Source organism: Synechococcus sp. W60.1 (assembly GCF_047461575.1).
GTDB lineage: Bacteria > Cyanobacteriota > Cyanobacteriia > Thermostichales > Thermostichaceae > Thermostichus.
Genome location: NZ_JANSHL010000012.1, coordinates 1 through 17003, shown reverse-complemented (window position 1 = coordinate 17003; position 17003 = coordinate 1). Strand labels below are relative to the sequence as shown.

The 17003-nt window shown below is 59.2% G+C and carries 18 protein-coding genes; 9 read left to right on the top strand and 9 right to left on the bottom strand.

Annotation, left to right across the window (positions count from 1 at the left end; genetic code table 11):
- Window positions 1-112: 112 nt before the first annotated feature.
- Together NW805_RS10700 and NW805_RS10695 are read right to left on the bottom strand one after the other, a co-directional pair.
- Window positions 113-859, bottom strand: coding sequence for a GvpL/GvpF family gas vesicle protein (locus NW805_RS10700; RefSeq protein WP_011433160.1), 747 nt, complete (start codon window positions 857-859; stop codon window positions 113-115).
- Window positions 837-1958 carry a sugar phosphate nucleotidyltransferase gene (locus tag NW805_RS10695; protein WP_414329069.1) on the bottom strand — a complete coding sequence of 374 codons (1122 nt, stop codon included), beginning with the start codon at window positions 1956-1958 and terminating at the stop codon, window positions 837-839. The genes NW805_RS10700 and NW805_RS10695 overlap by 23 nt, the downstream gene beginning before the upstream one ends.
- A 284-nt stretch (window positions 1959-2242) precedes the next feature.
- Between NW805_RS10695 and hisG the strand changes: the two genes are divergently transcribed.
- The 4 genes from hisG to NW805_RS10675 all read left to right on the top strand — a co-directional run bounded on the left by hisG (window position 2243) and on the right by NW805_RS10675 (window position 6474).
- Window positions 2243-2950: an ATP phosphoribosyltransferase gene (gene hisG, locus NW805_RS10690; protein ID WP_011433162.1), complete on the top strand. Its 708-nt coding sequence runs from the start codon at window positions 2243-2245 to the stop codon at window positions 2948-2950.
- 108 nt (window positions 2951-3058) lie between these two features.
- Window positions 3059-3853, top strand: a complete 795-nt coding sequence (locus NW805_RS10685; RefSeq protein ID WP_414383318.1) for a photosystem II manganese-stabilizing polypeptide — start codon at window positions 3059-3061, stop codon at window positions 3851-3853.
- Window positions 3854-4220: 367 nt separating this feature from the next.
- Entirely contained in the window at window positions 4221-5405 is a 1185-nt protein-coding gene (locus tag NW805_RS10680; RefSeq protein ID WP_414422468.1) for an NAD(P)/FAD-dependent oxidoreductase, read from the top strand.
- A gap of 97 nt (window positions 5406-5502) precedes the next feature.
- Window positions 5503-6474, top strand: coding sequence for a GDP-L-fucose synthase family protein (locus NW805_RS10675; RefSeq protein WP_414416277.1), 972 nt, complete (start codon window positions 5503-5505; stop codon window positions 6472-6474).
- Here the strand turns inward: NW805_RS10675 and NW805_RS10670 are convergent.
- The 3 genes from NW805_RS10670 to NW805_RS10660 all read right to left on the bottom strand — a co-directional run bounded on the left by NW805_RS10670 (window position 6471) and on the right by NW805_RS10660 (window position 9779).
- A complete protein-coding gene (locus NW805_RS10670; RefSeq protein ID WP_414383324.1) occupies window positions 6471-7208 on the bottom strand; it encodes a DevA family ABC transporter ATP-binding protein in 738 nt (245 codons plus the stop codon). The genes NW805_RS10675 and NW805_RS10670 overlap by 4 nt on opposite strands.
- 225 nt (window positions 7209-7433) lie before the next feature.
- On the bottom strand, window positions 7434-8618 hold the full coding sequence (gene devC, locus NW805_RS10665; RefSeq protein ID WP_011433169.1) for an ABC transporter permease DevC: 1185 nt from the start codon (window positions 8616-8618) through the stop codon (window positions 7434-7436).
- Between the two features lie 9 nt (window positions 8619-8627).
- A complete protein-coding gene (locus NW805_RS10660) occupies window positions 8628-9779 on the bottom strand; it encodes an ABC exporter membrane fusion protein (protein WP_414329074.1) in 1152 nt (383 codons plus the stop codon).
- A 343-nt stretch (window positions 9780-10122) separates the two neighbouring features.
- Between NW805_RS10660 and murC the strand changes: the two genes are divergently transcribed.
- From murC to NW805_RS10645, 3 genes are all read left to right on the top strand, one after another.
- A complete protein-coding gene (murC, locus tag NW805_RS10655; RefSeq protein WP_414422500.1) occupies window positions 10123-11559 on the top strand; it encodes a UDP-N-acetylmuramate--L-alanine ligase in 1437 nt (478 codons plus the stop codon).
- Between the two features lie 29 nt (window positions 11560-11588).
- Window positions 11589-12575 (top strand): UDP-N-acetylmuramate dehydrogenase, encoded by a 987-nt coding sequence (gene murB, locus NW805_RS10650; RefSeq protein ID WP_414351862.1) that lies wholly within the window; start codon window positions 11589-11591, stop codon window positions 12573-12575.
- 104 nt (window positions 12576-12679) lie between these two features.
- On the top strand, window positions 12680-12946 hold the full coding sequence (locus NW805_RS10645; RefSeq protein WP_041436475.1) for a hypothetical protein: 267 nt from the start codon (window positions 12680-12682) through the stop codon (window positions 12944-12946).
- A 58-nt stretch (window positions 12947-13004) separates the two neighbouring features.
- Here NW805_RS10645 and NW805_RS10640 read toward each other — a convergent pair whose 3' ends face one another.
- Together NW805_RS10640 and NW805_RS10635 are read right to left on the bottom strand one after the other, a co-directional pair.
- Window positions 13005-13655: a cadmium resistance transporter gene (locus tag NW805_RS10640; protein ID WP_414422467.1), complete on the bottom strand. Its 651-nt coding sequence runs from the start codon at window positions 13653-13655 to the stop codon at window positions 13005-13007.
- Between the two features lie 4 nt (window positions 13656-13659).
- Entirely contained in the window at window positions 13660-14022 is a 363-nt protein-coding gene (locus NW805_RS10635) for a hypothetical protein (protein ID WP_414422466.1), read from the bottom strand.
- A 52-nt stretch (window positions 14023-14074) separates the two neighbouring features.
- Here NW805_RS10635 and NW805_RS10630 point away from each other — a divergent pair, with 52 nt between their 5' ends.
- Window positions 14075-14884, top strand: a complete 810-nt coding sequence (locus NW805_RS10630; protein WP_414422465.1) for a DUF3598 family protein — start codon at window positions 14075-14077, stop codon at window positions 14882-14884.
- Here NW805_RS10630 and NW805_RS10625 read toward each other — a convergent pair.
- Both NW805_RS10625 and NW805_RS10620 read right to left on the bottom strand, forming a co-directional pair.
- Window positions 14850-15656 (bottom strand): alpha/beta hydrolase, encoded by an 807-nt coding sequence (locus NW805_RS10625; protein ID WP_414422464.1) that lies wholly within the window; start codon window positions 15654-15656, stop codon window positions 14850-14852. The genes NW805_RS10630 and NW805_RS10625 overlap by 35 nt on opposite strands.
- A gap of 44 nt (window positions 15657-15700) precedes the next feature.
- Entirely contained in the window at window positions 15701-16207 is a 507-nt protein-coding gene (locus NW805_RS10620) for a ZIP family metal transporter (protein WP_414422463.1), read from the bottom strand.
- Here NW805_RS10620 and NW805_RS10615 point away from each other — a divergent pair.
- Window positions 16200-16418, top strand: a complete 219-nt coding sequence (locus tag NW805_RS10615) for a hypothetical protein (protein WP_414422462.1) — start codon at window positions 16200-16202, stop codon at window positions 16416-16418. The two genes, NW805_RS10620 and NW805_RS10615, sit on opposite strands and share 8 nt — an antisense overlap.
- Window positions 16419-17003 lie beyond the last annotated feature (585 nt).

Here is a 17003-nt window from a genome sequence, read left to right as displayed (position 1 = left end):
CCATCCCCACAATACCTGAGCGGATCCCCAAAAGGATCCCTGCCTTCGACCATTCAGCCGAGCGGTCTCCTCTTGTCTTTTGTAGAGAAGTGACCCAATACAGCTGAGTGTGTCAAAGTTTGACGAAATTGTAGGGAGCGGTGAAGTTGTTGTAGCGAATGCGCAGCCGCCCCTGGAAGGTCTGGTCTAGCTCCTCTACTTTTTGGGCAAAAACCGGCTCATCTTCCCAATTGATCAAAAACGAGCCGTTGTAGGCCATGTTTTCGGTGAGCAGATCTCCTTCTACGCGGTCGCTGGCCAAGGGGCTGAGGGCTGCTGTAAAGGTCTGGGCAATGCGCTGACGTCGCTGCTCTAAGAGCTGCTCCAGAGCCCGTCCGATCTCGACTACCGCGTCCAGCCCCAGAGGAGCGCCGGCCATTTCGTCTCGCCGAGCTTTGAGGGCAGGGTTTTCCTCTAGCCCCAGCTTGAGCTCCTGCTCGGGATCCCAGAAGACTTTGACTCCCACCTCCCGCTTGCCCTCCAGGCGCTCCAGCAGAGCCAGCAGATCCGCCAAGCGGGGCTGCACCAAGTCCCGTTCCACCTGCTCCCAGCCGCTCACCACCAGGCCAAATTGCAGAGGCAGCAGAGCCCGGTGTCCCTCGTTCATCACTTTTTCCAGCACGGCCTCATGGGCGAGCAAGTTGGCCCGGCTGGCCAGGTAGCGCTCCTGTCGAGCCTGGGAGTACAAGAAGGCCAGGGATCCCAGCCCATGAACCTGCACCGGCTGCTTGTCCAGCCCCACCACACTCAGATGACGCGGGCCAGGGGCAGCGACGATCCCGTAGAGGTAGAGGGCGCTATGGGGATTTGCCGTTGGCATTGCTGCGGGCATCTCCGATCAGCCACGTGAGGTTGGACTCTTCGGTGTCGATGGCATTGCCATCCGAGGAAATGCAGTAGCGACCCATCACCATCTGGTGGCGTAGGGTCACGCCTGCCGCAATCTGGGTGTAGTTAAAAATCAAGCTGCCATCCAGCGTACACCCTTCATTCAACACACATCCGTAGCCAATTGCCGTGGGGCCGATGAGTTTGACCCCGTCCGCCAAATAGCTGCTGGCCCCGATGTAGACCGGTGGCTCGATGTGGATGCGATCCCAGTTGGCGCGGATGTTGATCCCCGTCCATACGCCGGGTTGAATCTGGATCCCAGGCACCTTGACTCCCTTGATCTCGCCGCGCAGCACTTTTTGCACCGCCAGCCAGTAGTCGTGGGTGCGGCCAATGTCCACCCACTGAAAGTCAGCCGTGATCCCATAAAAGGGGGCACCCGCTTTCACCAAGGCCGGGAAGAGATCGCTGCCGATGTCGTAGGGGCAGCCAGGGGGAATGTAGTCGAACACTTCCGGCTCGAAAACATAGATGCCGGTGTTGATGGTGTGGCCGAGGGCCTCTTCCCGCCTAGGCTTTTCTTGGAAAGCAGTGATGCGACCCGTCTCGTCGGTGACTACCACCCCATAGCTGGAGACCTGGCTGGGATCCACCTGCCGCAGGACCACAGTGGCCAGCGCTCCCTTGGATTTGTGGAAGTTGACGATCTGCGTGAGGTTCAGGTCGATCAGGGCATCCCCACAGAGCACCACAAAGGTACTGTCGAAAAATCCGGAGAAATCCTGGATCTTGCGCATACCGCCAGCGGAGCCCAGAGGTTCGGCCACCGGCTGGCCGTTCTCAAAATGGCCTTCGAAGGAAAAGCCGATGTGAACCCCCCATTGCTGCCCATCTCGAAAGTAGTCTTCGATTTGGTGGGCCAAGTGGCTGGTGTTGACCATGATCTGGTCGAAGCCGTGTTCCCGCAGCAGCTCCACCAAAAATTCCATGACAGGCTTGTGCAAAATGGGGATCATCGGCTTCGGCATCATGTAGGTGATGGGCCGTACCCGCGTGCCTTTGCCTGCTGCCAGGATCATGGCTTTCATGCCGTCATCACTCCTCCGGGCTAACCGTGCTCTGACTTTATCATCCCAGGATCGGCATTCCAGAGAACCGGCGGGGCTTTCAAGAGGCCGGGGAATCGCTGCTGGGATTCCGATCCCCTACAATCAAGGGGGCTTGCTCTTCTGGGCATTTCGCCAAGGGTTTCCCCTGAGCCCCTCGTTTTGCCCCGTCTCTCCTGAGAGTTCCACCCGGCAGACGGGGATCCCAACATTCTTAATATCGATTGCTCCCAGCTCAAGTTCAGAACTCAGATCGGCAGAGGAAGATGCTGGATGGCCGTCCCGACAGCCCACCCATCACGATTGCCCTGGCCAAGGGGGCCTTGCTGCCTGAGGCCATTCAATGCCTGCAGCAGGTGGGGATCGATTTTAGTCGTTTTTTGGATCCCGGCAATCGCCTGCTGCGGATTGAATCCCCCACCCGGCTGAACGGACAACGCTACGAAGCGCTGCTGGTGCGCACTCACGATGTGCCGGTGTACGTGGAGTACGGGCAGGCGCAGTTGGGCATTGTCGGCTACGACGTCTTGCGGGAGCGCTATGCCGGCACCGAAGCGCGGGTGGCCCACCTGTTGGATCTCCAATTTGGCCACTGTCGCATGTCGGTGGCCCTTCCCCAAGATAGCCCCTACCACTCGGCAGCTCAGTTGCCTGCTCATGCCCGCGTGGCTTCTAAGTTTGTCGGCTGCGCCCGGGAGTATTTTGACCGCCTGGATTTGCCGGTGGAGCTTATCTCTCTCTATGGTTCGGTGGAGTTGGCCCCCCTCACCGGCATGGCCGATGCCATCGTCGACTTGGTAGCCACAGGGCGCACCCTGAGGGAAAACGGCCTGATTGAGCGAGACTGCCTATTCGAGAGTACAGCTCGCCTGATTGCCCATCCCATCAGCTACCGTGTCAACCAACAGCCTATCCGCGAGTTGATCACCCAGATTCGGGAACGCTGGCTGGGATCCCTGTTGGTGGGTGGCTAATTTTGAGGCACTTCCTCTGAGGGGGATCACGATTGCGTACAATGGGGGCATTCGGGCTTATTTCCCCCAGCAGCGTTCAGATTCAAAAAAGGTTTTTCGAGGTTGATTATGCGGTACCGTCCACTGCTCGCCATCCTGTTGGCGCTTTGTTTGAGCGTCTTTGCTGTTCCGGCTAAGGCTGCCAAGGCGCCGCTGACCTATGACCAGATCCGCAACACCGGCAAGGCCGCCATTTGCCCTTCGGTCTCGGACAACGCCCGGGGCCGTATCGAAGTGCCTAGGGGGGGATCCCTGAAGCTGACGGATGTCTGCTTCCAGCCGGTGCAAATTGAGGTGGAAGAGGAAAAGCGGAACGGCGAGAAAGAGTTCATCAAGGCCAAAAACATCATGATCTCAGCGGCCACTCTGGGGCCGATTAAAGCTGAGGTGACTCCCAAAGACGGTGCGCTGGAGCTCAAAGTGGTGGATGGGATCACCTTTCAGCCGACCACTGGCCAAATGCCCCGCCGCGAGCTGGTGCCGTTTCTGTTTAGCGTGAAAGACTTGGTCGCCACTGCCCAGGGCTCCGCCATTGACCCTTCGACCGATTTTGAAGGGGAGTTCTTGGTGCCCGGCTATCACAGCAGCACCTTCCTCGACCCGCGCGGGCGGGGATCCAACACCGGCTACGACACTGCGGTAGGTCTACAGGCTGCCAAAGATGATTTTGCCACCAACCGCAAGGTGGACGAGGTTTCCCAGGGGAAAATGTCCCTGCGGATTGCTCGCGTGGATGCCAGCACTGGCGAAATGGCGGGATCCTTTGTTAGCATTCAGCCTTCCAGCACCGAGCAAGGGGCGATGGAACCCCACACTGTTCGCATTCAAGGCCTGTTTTACGCCCGCCTGGCGGGAGAGTCTTGAAAGCGCCTGAGGGCAGAGAATAACCCGCCTCAAACCAGGATGGGCAGGGATCCCGGAGATCTCCGCCCGTTTCTGTTGGCTATGTTCTCTGTCCAGGTTGGCCCCTTTTGCCTGTTGGGGAAGTGTGCAGCGATAAAGTCTGGGCCAGATGCCGCCACAGGTTCATTTGCAGATGGCCGATGCCACTAACCTGCCTTTTATGTTGACTCTGGACCCAAGGGGACTCTCAATCTGGACTCAAGGAAGCCCTTTGTGAGTTCCGCTTCAGCCAGTACCGCCACCAGTGCGGATCAGAGTTCTGCTGCGCTCGCTACCCCAAACTGAGCCTCTTTGCCGCAAGATGAGGTTCAGGGCAAAGAGGGAAGTGATGGCCAACTACGACTGGATTCTGATCGGCGGTGGGATTACCGGGGCAGCCCTAAGCTATGAACTGGCCCGCCAGGGGGGATCCGTTCTGCTGATGGAGAAAGATGGAGTGCTGAACGGAGCAACCCGCTACAGCTACGGGGGCTTGGCCCATTGGGCGGGCAAAACGCCGCTGCTCAAAGCTCTGGGGGAAGAAGGGATCCAACGCTACCGCACCCTGTCAGAAGAGCTGGGGGCAGATATTCAATTTCGCGAGCTGGATCTGCTCATGCCCATTGCCCCCGGCTACGATGCAGAGGCCGTTGAGGCGGATCTGGCCGACTGTCGCATCCCACCCCGGCGGATTTCGGTGGCGGCAGCCTGCGAGCTGGAGCCGCTGCTGGATCCGGCCGCTCTGGAAGTAGTCCTCTGGGCTCGGCATGGCCACATCAACCCCTTGTTGACGGCGCTGGCCTTTCAAAAAGCCTTTCAACGATTGGGGGGATCCCTCTTGATCGCAACAGCAACGGCCCTGCGGCGGCAGGGAGCGCGCATCACGGGCGTAGAGTCCGGAGCCGACTGCTACGGAGCAGGCCAGGTGGTGGTGTGCGCCGGCGGCTGGACACGGGCTCTGTTGCGCCAAGCGGGAATCCGGGTGCCCATCTACTACACCCATGCCGAATCCCTGGAGCTGGAGCCCTCGGATTTGCAATTGAAAGCGTTGGTGATGAGCGTGCCCGTGCAACGCTTGGAACTGGAACGACAAGCCGCCCATCCCGATCGGGATCCCCTTTGGGACGAGCCAGGGCACGAGCTTTGCCCGCCGATTCTGGATGCCGGGATCCTGCAATTTGTAGATGGCAGCATTCGCATGGGCCAGATCAGCCGGGTATTGACGGATCCCCATGCCGAGGTGGATGCAGCCGCCAGCGAAGCCCAGATCCGGGCACAAGCCGGTCGCTACCTGCCCAAGTTGGCCCACCTGCCCGGACGGTGGTATCGCTGCTTGGTGGCCTTCAGCGCTGATCACCAGCCTCTGGTGGGATCCCTGCCCGGCTGGGAAGGCTTACAACTGTTTTCCGGCTTCAGCAACCCCCTGCCCATCGTGCCCGCTTTGGCCCGTCGCTTCGCCCAACAAGCCTATGGACAAGCGGATGAATGGATCCCTGCTCTGTCGCCGGCGCGGTTTGCCCAGGTTTTGAGTTGATGCCTTGCCTATTCTCGATGACCATCGCCAACAAGTCTGGAATACGGCTATCCCGTCTGCAGCATAATGAAAGCCGGAAGTTCTCTGCGTCGGATCTATGCCCAACAGCTTGCCCAGCTCCGTCGATCTCAGCCAGAAGCGCATTTTGCTCACAGGGGGCAGCGGCTTTTTGGGCAAACATGTGCTGCAACAGTTGCAGGTGCTGGGGGTAAAGCCGGAGCAGGTGCGCATCCCGCGCTCCCGCACCCAGGATCTGCGCCGTTGGGAAGTCTGCCAAGAGGTGGTGCAAGGGCAAGATATCGTCATCCATTTGGCCGCCCACGTGGGTGGCATCGGCCTCAACCAAGCCAAGCCGGCAGAACTCTTCTACGACAACCTCATCATGGGATCCCAGCTCATCCACGCCGCCTACCTGGCCGGGGTGGAGAAGTTTGTCTGCGTGGGCACCATCTGCGCCTATCCCAAGTTCACCCCCGTTCCCTTCAAGGAAGAGGATCTCTGGAACGGCTACCCAGAGGAGACCAACGCCCCCTACGGCATCGCCAAGAAAGCCCTGCTGGTGCAGCTGCAGGCCTACCGGCAGCAGTACGGCTTCAACGGCATCTACCTCCTGCCGGTGAACCTCTACGGCCCCATGGACAACTTCGACCCCGAAAGCTCCCACGTCATCCCAGCCTTGATCCGCAAAGTGCACGAAGCGCAGCAACGGGGCCAAAACTACGTCGAAGTGTGGGGGGATGGCAGCCCCACCCGCGAGTTTTTCTACGCTGAAGATGCGGCCCGCGGCATTGTCATGGCCACCCAGCTCTACAACGGGGCGGATCCCTTGAACCTGGGCACCGGTGAAGAGATCTCCATCCGGGATCTGATTGCCCTCATCTGCGAGCTGATGGAGTTCCGGGGAGAGATCCGCTGGCAAACGGACAAGCCCAATGGCCAACCCCGCCGCTGTCTGGATGTCTCCAAGGCCCGAGAGAGGATGGGTTTTGTGGCCAAAGTCGGCTTGCGGGAAGGGCTGCAGCGCACCATCGACTGGTACCGCCGCCACGCCTGCTCTGGGCAAAGCTAGGCAACCCCTTGGCTCTCCAGCCGGCCATCCTCCATGTGCAGCACCCGATCCGCGATGTCCAGGATGCGGTTGTCGTGGGTCACCATGAGGATGGTGCAGCCCTGCTCCCGCGCCAACTTCTCCATCAGGGTCACCACCTCGCGGCCCGACTTACTATCTAGGGCTGCCGTGGGCTCGTCCGCCAGCACCAGCTTGGGATGGCTAACCAAGGCGCGGGCAATGGCCACCCGCTGCTTTTGTCCGCCGGAAAGCTGTTCCGGGTAGTAGTGGACGCGATCCCCCAGGCCCACCGCCGCCAGCATTGCTTCCGCTCGCTGCTGGGCTTCCTGAGGAGAGAGGCCGTTGTGCAGCTCCAGGGCCATGCGCACGTTTTGGGCTGCCGTCAGGGATCGCAGCAGGTTATGGGCCTGGAAAATGTACCCGACCTGGCGGCGGATTTGAATGAGAGTACTGGGCTGAGCTCCCCGCAGCTCCTGTCCCAACACCCGCAAGCTGCCCTCCTGCACCGAGCGCAAGGCCCCCAGCAGCGTCAGCAGGGTGGTTTTGCCGGAGCCGGAAGGGCCAGTCAGCAGCACGATCTCCCCTGGCTGCAGGGCAAAGCTAATGTCGAAGAGAATCTGCTTGCGCAGGGATCCCTCGCCGAAATAGTGGTTTACACCTTCGGCTTTCACCACTGGCTCAACGGCATTCTGGGCAGAAGCAAGGGCAGCTTGATCGAGAAGAGGAGTCAGCATAGGAAACTCAAAATCTCAAAACTTTGCGTTGACAACTCATTGACCACTTAGGCCGTCATTTGGAGCGTTGAGATAAGACCATTTAGAAACCTTTGGCCGGAGAGCGTTGATGAGGATCCCAGAAGTTTTTAGACAGCCTAGCTCAAACCCTTCACCATCCATCCGATCCCCTTTGGCAGACTATTGACTTACCAACGCCCCGGCGCCCTGCCCACAGCCAAAACTCTAGAAAATGTCGGCAGGATCGGCTGCCCGCAGCCGTCGCACGGCAATCGCTCCTGAGATGAAACACATGCTCACCGCCAGCCCCAGCACCAGCACTGCCCGGTTGAAGGTCATGGCAATAGGCAGCAACGTGGCATTGGCCGTCAAATCGTAGAGCAAAACCGACAGGGCAAAGGCAGGAATGTACCCCAAGCCGGCCAGCAGGAGCGCCTCCTGAAATACCACCCCCAGCAGGTAGGTATCGGTATAGCCCATGGCTTTGAGAGTGGCATATTCCGCCAGGTGATCCGACACATCGGTGTAGAGAATTTGATAGACAATCACAATGCCGACAATAAAGCCCATGCCCACCCCCAGGCCGAAAATAAAGCCGATGGCTGTGCCCTCTTCCCAGTAGGTTTGCTCCATATCGATAAACTCCGCCCGTGAGAGCACCCGCACATCTTCCGGCAGCAAAGCCCGCATCTGCCGCACCAAGGGATCCGGATCCACACCCGGCTGGAGTTGCACCACGCCGATATCCACTAGGCCGCGCCCCCGCTGCGGAAAAATGCGCAGGAAATTGAGATCGCTGGTGAGAATGGTGCCGTCGGCTCCAAAGGTGGCCCCCATCTCAAACAGGCCCCCCACCTGGACGCGGCGGTTTCCCACCTCAGTAACCACCTCTCGCCCGGACTCAAACCACTCTGGGATGGGGCCAAACTCGCTGCGGGAGCGGCGGTCAAAAAGCACCACGTCCGCCTTTTTGATCTCTTCCAGCTTGTCCGGCGTCAGTTCCGGCAAGTCCAACAGATCAGCCGAGGGATCCACTCCTACCACAAAAATGCTGCGGGTACGGCGGGTCTCTGGGTTTTTCCAGAGGGCAAAGCCCACATAGACAGGCGAGATGGCCCGCACCCCCTCAAAGCCCAAAGCCTGATAGAGTCGCCGCTGGGAGAAGGTGTTCATGGCAATCAGGGCGTTGGACTGAGGGCTGACCAGGAAGATCTCTCCCTTCAGGGCCACGTGGAAGCGGATGGCACTTTCCAGCAGGCTGTCTTGGAAGCCCAACTGCATGAACATCAAGATGCAAGCAAAGGCAATGCCCGCCAGGGCCACCAGCAGGCGGATCTTCTCCCGCGTCAACTGCAGCCAGGCCAACGGGATCCGATGGGCGATAAAAGCCACACTGAACAGGCTGTACATGGGCTGAGCCTACCCCTCGACATCGATGGCCACATTCACCTGCAGGTTGGTCAGGCCAGCCACGCGGGCGCTGCTCTCCGGATCCAGGCGGATATACACCTCTACCACACGGGCATCCACATCGGCAGCTGGGTCGGTGTTGAGCACATCTTTCTTGCCAATCTGCAGGCCTACCCGCTCCACTCGGCCCTGCAGGGTTTCTGGCAGAGCGCGGTTGCTAATGGTGGCCTGCTGGCCTGGCCGAACCCGCAAGATGTCTGTTTCGTAGACCTCGGCCACCACCATCATTTGGTCAGTGTTGCCCAGCTCGAGAATGCCCTCGCCGGCGGGGATGACCTCTCCAGGGCGGGTGTGGATCTTGAGCACCTGTCCAGCACGGGGAGCGCGGATGAGGGTGCGCTCTAGGCGAGCTTCTGCCAGTTCCAGATTGCGGGCCAGGGATCCCAGTTGGACTTGGGCTTGGGCCAGACTCAGTCCCGCCTCGGCAGCTTGGACTTGGGCTTGGGCATTGAGCAGATCCCGCTCACGGGCCAGGCGCAGTTGGCTCAGGGTGGCTTCGGCAGCCCGCAAGTCCTCCTGTCGTTGCCGCACCAGCAGCCGGCGTTGATCCAGCTCTTGTTGCGAGATTGCTCCTTCCTGCCAGAGCTCCTGAAAGCGGGCCAGATTGGCCTCGGCATCGGCCAGTTCTGCCCGGATACGTTCCACCACCGCTTCCTGGGAGCGGATTTGCATCTGTTGCGGCTCGTCCAGACGGCTGAGGCGGGTGCGTGCCTCTTGGATTTGGGCCTGACTGAAACGGGTCTCGGCCTGCAACCGGGCGCGGGCCTCTTGAAGTTGGGCGGCAGCGTACTCTCGCTCCGCCAACCGCTCGGCGTAGCTTTCCAAGCGGGCCAGCACTTGGCCTGCCACCACGCGATCCCCCTCGGCCACCAGCAGCTCTCCCAGCCGTTCTCCGGGGGAACCGGCAATGCGCAGCACTTCCCCCTCCGGCTCCAGGCGACCCAAAGCACCAACTTGCGGAGGCAGCCGCATTTCCACCGTTGCCTCTGCACTTCCCGATACCGACTGTGTGGCTCCCTGTTGGCTCAATCCCAGCCATGCCAGACCCGCACAACCAAGCAGCCCGACTCCTGCCAGCGACCAAAGCGCTCGTGGGTTCATGGCCTTTTACCCGCTGTGGCTTTGCAGACGACAAACGCCGCCTCTTTTTCTTAAATATTCTTAAATAAGTGTAAAGTTTTTGGGATGAAAATGTCCAGCTGTATTCTGTGTTGCTTGTGCTCACCGTATTTTCACCCCCTGTGGGTTCCCCAAGGTGCCGGCAGATCACGGCAACCGGTGGGGCGCAGCCTACCTAGCTCTGGGGATTCCTGATATGATGTGGCCTGTTCGAACCTGTTTGTAGTCAGCAGAACGCAGTCCTTTTTTTGGAGTGTGGCGGTTTTAGGAGTGGGGTGGAGTTGCGATGGTGGAAACAGTTGGAGGAGGGGATCCCATCCCGCCGTTGCCGGTTCCGTCTCAGCCTCTGCCCCTGCATTTGGATCCCCTAGATCCCTTGCTTTCCACCTATCACTTTGTGGGCATTGGTGGAGTGGGGATGTCGGCCCTGGCCTATATCCTGGCTAAACAAGGGTTTCGCGTTTCCGGATCCGACATTGTCGCCAATGGCCGTACCCGCCGCCTGGAAGCTTTGGGGGTGCGCTTCTTTCAGGGCCACAGCTTGGAGGGGTTGGTCGGGGATCCCCAAGTGGTCTATTCCAGCGCCATTCGCCCCACCAATCCAGAATTGGCTGCTGCCCTGGGCAAGGGATTGACGGTTTGGCACCGGGCAGACTTGTTGGCGGCTCTGTTTAACCGTCGCTCTGGCATTGGGGTGGCCGGCACTCACGGCAAAACCACCACCAGCAGCATGATCGGCTATGTGTTGCTCTCGGCGGGCTGGGATCCCACCTTGATTATCGGCGGGGAAGTGGATGCCTGGGATGGCAATGCCCGTCTGGGCAAGGGGGAGTATTGGGTGGCCGAGGTGGATGAGTCGGATGGATCCTTGGTGCGGCTCTATCCCAAGATTGGGGTGATCACCAACATTGAGCTGGATCACCCCGATCATTATGCCGATTTGGGGCAGGTGATCCGGGCTTTTCAACAGTATGGGCAGCAGAGCCAAACGCTGGTGGCCTGCCTGGACTGTCCCAACGTGGCGGCCCACCTGAGGGTGGATGTGGGCTACAGCCTGACCGGTCATCCCCAAGCCCAGTACCAAGCCCGTCAGATCCTCTACACTGCCAGTTTCACCTGCGCCGAGATTTGGGAAAGGGGATCCCTCCTCGGACAGCTTCGCCTACAGGTGTTGGGATCCCACAACCTCAGCAATGCCCTGGCGGCGGTCGCCGTGGGGCGGCAGTTGGGCTTGGAGTTTGCGGTGATTGCCTCGGCTCTGGCCGAGTTTCGAGGGGTGCAGCGGCGATTTGAAGTCAAAGGCGAGGTGGAAGAAGTCACCTTTATCGACGACTATGCCCATCATCCCAGCGAGATTCGAGCCACCCTGCAGGCAGCCCGTCTGCAACAGCGGCGGGTGGTGGCCGTGTTTCAGCCTCATCGCCACAGCCGTTTGGCTGCCTTGTTCCAGGATTTTGCCCGCTGCTTTGGGGAGGCGGACGTGGTGGTGATCGTGCCTACGTATGGAGCGGGAGAGCCGGCGCCTGAGCGTTCCGACAGCTTGCGTTTGGCCGTGGCGGTGGCGGAGCACCATCCCCATGTGCGCTATGTGTCGTCTTTGCCGCAATTGCCGGAGGTGTTGCCGTCCGTCCTGCAGCCTGGAGATCTCGCCGTTTTTTTGGGCGCAGGGGACCTAAATCAGCAGATAATCGCTACGATGCGGGCATATGCGGCTCAGGTGAGGGAACAGCCTGGGCAAGCCAAAAATCCAAACTTCAGCTGAAAAGATAGCTGCTTCTGAGGTATTGAATCATGACGACGGCTCCGGTGGTGCCTCAGCGGGACGGTTCCTGTGAGTCTGAGGCGGCAAGTCTTACCGCTGAAGACAGGCTTCTCCCCCGCGGGCCGGCGGCTCTGCTATCTGGACGAATTCAATCGGGGATCCCGTTGGCTCCTCTGACCACCTTTCGTGTGGGCGGCAAGGCCGAGTGGTATTGTGAGCCCCGTAGCCACCTGGAGCTGCAGCAGTGTTTGGCTTGGGCGCGAGCAGAAGGGATCCCCACGACGCTGCTGGGGGCAGGTAGCAATCTGCTCATCAGCGATGCGGGGTTGAAGGGGCTGGTGATCGGTACCCGCCGTCTGCGCGGGATCCAACTGCTGGAAGGGGGGAGAATTTGGGCCGCTGCCGGAGAGCCTTTGGTCAATCTGGCGCGGGCAGCCGCCAAGCAAGGCTGGAGCGGTTTGGAGTGGGCCATCGGGATCCCGGGCACCCTGGGGGGAGCCGTGGTGATGAATGCGGGTGCCCACGGACGCGCCATGGCGGATGTGCTGGTGGAAGTGCAGATCTTGGACGAGGAACAAGAGCCCTGCCGCCTAGAACCTGCCGATCTGCAATTTGGCTATCGCCGCTCTCGCCTACAGGACTCCCCCTGGACGGTGACAGGAGCGACGCTGCAGTTGATCCCAAGCAGGGATCCGTCCCAGGTGCAGTGGGAAACCCAGCGCTACCTCAACCAACGCCTAAGCTCTCAGCCCTATCATTTGCCCAGTTGTGGCAGCGTCTTTCGCAACCCAGAGTCTCACCCTGCCGGCTGGCTAATCGAGCAGGTCGGCTTGAAGGGGTACCGCATCGGTGGGGCCCAAATTTCAGAGCGCCATGCCAACTTCATCCTCAATTGCCATCAGGCGAGTGCCAAGGACATTTACCGCTTGATTCGCTTGGCCCAGGAAAAGGTCTATCAGCAATGGTCGGTGCTTTTGGAGCCGGAAGTGCGCATTCTGGGATCCTTTGAGGATTAGAGGAGCATTGGGCAGACAATTTGGACTGTTTTCTTTTGGTGATTTTGATGATTCTGCTCTTAAACTGTTCTTACCGCCTTTTGTAGATGTTCGCCTATCGGCTTATGAGTCAAGATGTAGCCACTTTACGTCGTTTAATTCGACGGCTCAATCAGTCCCACACCACTGCGGAAGAACGCCGCTATTTGGTGGAGATCGGCAGCCTGGCTGCTTTGCTCACCCCAGAAGAGGCTGCCGCTTTGGCCCAAGATCCCAAGCAACTCACCGCCGAGCAGCACTATCGCATTTGGGACTGGGTGCATCGCTGGGAACGGGAGCACCGCCACGAAGATCTGGACTGGGATCCCTCTCTAGACCGACACAACGACTAAGCCTCGAGAGAACTCCATCCTGCTCTTGCGATCGGGAGCTCAGCTGAGATCTTGGGATCTAAGACAGAAGCCATCTCCAAGTCTCATTTTTGAACAGGATCCACACCCCCAAACCCACCAGAATCCAGGGCACCCAGTGTTCTGTCCGTTCCGTTAAAACCTTCGCCACTGCAGGCTGCATCGTCAGTTTTTGAGCCATTGCAAACCACAATCCCTTCATCAGAAAAAAGATTGTGGCAAAGAGGGCCAACTGGAGAGGGGTGCTGCCGGCAAACAAAGGAACGTACAGGCTGACATTATCTCCACCATTGGCAAAGGTGAGGAGCATGGACATCAGGGCTGGTGGGGGCAAAAAAACTGACCAAGCCTTTTGGGTTGGGCGCTCTTGCAGTTCTTCCAGCTCTTCTTCCAGGGCTTCTTCCAGCTCAGGTTGCCACAATTTCCAACCGCCTACCGCAATCGGGATCAACCCCAGCAGCCCAATCGCAGGTGGCGGCAACAGCAGGCCCCCCAGGTATCCCAGAGAGCTGAGCAGGATCAACCCTGCCAAGCCCAAGTAGCCTCCCAGCCAAATGTGCCAGCCCTTCCACAGGGGTTGCAGCTGCGCCTGGGCAAACAACAGAACCAGCAAGAAAAAGTCGTCGATATGGGTGGCAACAAAAGCGAGGATCCCTTCGACTAAAGTTGCCCAGAAAATTGCCAGCGGCATAGGGTTAAGAAATGGGGAAGATGGCGCTGATATCGACGAGGTGAAACTGAAGCAGCCCAACAATTGCCGAAGTATAGGCGGTAGAAGAAGCCAGCCCAGTCATGAGATCACGTTTCACATTGCGAGGTTTTTCGCTTCTCTCGACGACGTCCGTAGCGCCAAATTGCATCATGAGAATGCCCATCAAGTTGGAGAGCCAGTACCCCACGAGGGTTCCGCCCAAAAACCACTGTGGCTGCCACAGGCTACAAAGGTAGCCAAACCCATAGGCAATCGGCAGGTTGAAAAACAAGTCATTCCACCAGGAAAGGGGAGACAGCATAAACCCCAAAATCAGTAAAATGCCACCTCGGAGCTTCTTCCCCATAGGTCTTGCTCTCCAGCGTTACGTCCTCACAATCTTAGCTTCACATTGCTTCATGAAAACCCAAAAACAATGTCTGGCTCTCCACCTGGGAGTGTGGCACGGCCTCTTCTCCAACTATCGACCCACCGCCGGCGGCTGGGAGCTGGGGGGCCAAAAGCGCAGCCTCATCACCTTTGAGGCCTTGGCTCCATCCTCTTCTTCAGGAAGTCCGGCGGCAGGGAGCGCGATCCGCCAAACCAACACCTACTACCCCCTACAGGGATCCCCCACTCCCGAAAGCTCCCAGAGCTGGGTCTACCAGGATTTCTCGCCGGGATTGCGCTTTTTCCCCGATGGATCTTTTTCCAATGGGCGGCTGCAGCTGGCGCCGTTTAGTGATTTTGCCGTCGAGCAGGGCTTTCTCTGGGGGGATCGCAAGGCGCGGCTGGTGCAACAGTGGGATGCCCAAGGTCGTCTGGTAGAGGTAACCGCGATCCTGGAGCGGCGCGGCCAAGCTTTGGATCCCGTTGCAGACTGTGCACCCCTGAGCAGAGAGCAGCTGAGAGCCTGCCTCCAGGGGAGATGGCAGGGGATCGCCCAGAGCTTTGCGGTTGCCGAGGGCCGGTTTGCCGAAACCGAGGTGGACTGCTCGGGGGCAGAGTGGTTGAGCAACTGGGATCCCTTGCCTGGGGGGCTGTGGATTGGCGGGCCGGATCCCTTGCCCATCCCTACCGCCCACCGGGATCGCAGCTTTTCGGTGAGCCTGAGCTGGTTTCCGCAGTCGGAAGACTGCCATTGTCTCTTGCGTTTGAGCCGGGACTACGATGCCCGCGGTGCTTGGCAAGGGGTTACGCTGATCCGGGCGCAGAAGGATCCTGGTTGAGGAAGGCGCAAACCTGGGCAAACACCGTTTCCCGCTCGCAGTCCAAAGTGAGGATGTGGTCGGAGTGCTCCAGCCAAGACAAGATCTTCTCCTCGGATCCCAGCTCTTGATAGAGCCACATTGCCTGTTCAGGATCCACTACTGTATCTTGGCGAGATTGCAGGATCAGGGTGGGAACCCGGATGCCGGCCACTTCCCCCTTGACCCGCTCGATGAGCTCGAGGGCGCTGCGCACCGCCGACAGATTAAAGCTGCGGAAATAGGCCGTTCTTTCTGCCAAGGCTCGAGCGTCCCCATCCCGAATCGGCAAGCTGAGGCGGGGCACCTCCTTCAATAGCCAACCCAGGCTGTTCAGGTACTGCTCAGGGCGAAAAAGATAGTACCAGCGGTGGCGAATGGCGAAAAACGGCGCCAGCAGCACCAATTTGTAAACAGGATGGGCAAAAGCCAGGTGCAAAGCCAGCAGACAGCCGGTGGAAAAGCCCACCAAGGAAACGCGCGGGTACTCCTGCCGCAAAGCCAGGTAATGCTCCAAAGCCCGCCCGTACCACTCCGTCCAGCGGGAAGGGGGCATGTGGGCAGACCGGCGGTCGTGTAAGCGATGCGGAGCACTGTCATGGCCGGGATAGTTAAATCCCTGCACCGTCAGGCCAGCCGCCAACAGCCGCTCTGCCAGCCATTGCAACTCGTAAACACCGCCCCCCAATCCATGTAGCAGCAGACAGGCGTGTTCCCCTGCTCCTCGCCACAAAAAGGGTTCGTTACTCAACATAAAAAAAAATAAAACTCCGTTCCACTTCGCGACGGGATCCCTTGCTAGCCCAAGGTGATATCCAGCAACATCATCACCACAAACCCACTGATGACCCCAAAGGTGCCCTCCCGCTCCAACCCCTGCCGGTGCGACTCAGGGATGATCTCATCGGAAATGACAAACAACATCGCCCCCGCCGCAAAAGCCATGCCCCAGGGTAGTAGGGGCTGCGCCAGAGAGACCACCGTTGCTCCCAGGATCCCGCCGATGGGCTCCACCAGTCCGGTCAGCAGGGCGATGCCAAAAGCGAACAGCCGCGAGTACCCCTGGCCCACCAGTGACAAAGCCACCACCAGCCCTTCTGGCATGTTCTGCAAGCCGATCCCCAACGCCAACGCCAACCCATCGCCGACTTGGCCGGTAGCGAAACCCACTCCCACCGCCAGTCCTTCCGGGAAATTGTGCAGGGCGATGGCAATGATGAACAGCCAAATCCGTTTCAAATGGGCGCGGTTCTCCCCTTCCACCCCTTTGAATAAAGTGCTCGTGGGGAAAAAAGCGGTGGGCACTCTCCAGGAAGATCGCCCCCAACAACAGGCCTGCCACCATCACCACAGCCGCCCCAAATGGGGAATACCCCAGCGCTATGGCTGCCTCGGTGCCCGGCACCAGCAGGGAAAAAGAGGTGGCCGCCAACATCACCCCACCCCCAAACCCCAGCAGGATCCCTTGCGCCCTTTCCGAGAGCGAGGGGAGAAACAGAGCGGGCAAGGCCCCTAACCCGGTTGCCAACCCGGCGATCAAGCTGGCCAGGGATCCCATCCCAATTGGATGCACAAGCCAATCTCCACAAAGGCCGAATGCTTTTCAATTCTCCTCCCTTTCCAACGTTGTGTGAACATTGCTGGCTCGAGCGGCATAGGCGAGGTTCTGAAAGTTGGCTTGGAGCGCCAGATTTTGTGTTTATGAGCAAGGTACACAAGAGCAAGTCTGAAGGCTCTATTCCCCAGTTGGAGCTTGCCATCTGAGGCAAGGTTTATTCCCAACAGTGGTAGATTGCGTGGGCGCAGAAGCATCCTAAGCAGCAATTTGACCAGGCTATACTTTAGTAAGGCGGGTCGACAAAAACTAAAGAAAACTAAAGTCAAGTCTGGTGATGAGGAGTGAAAAAGCGATGCAGAAAAAAGCAGTTACAAACCTTTTGGCTTTGAGTCTAGGGGCGGCCTGTCTGGGGCTGACCGGCTGCTTTCGCGGCAGAAGCGGTTGGACGATAGTGCCTACGCTGACTCCACCACCTACGCCGACTCCGACACCTACGCCGACTCCGACACCTACGCCGACTCCGACACCTACGCCGACTCCGAC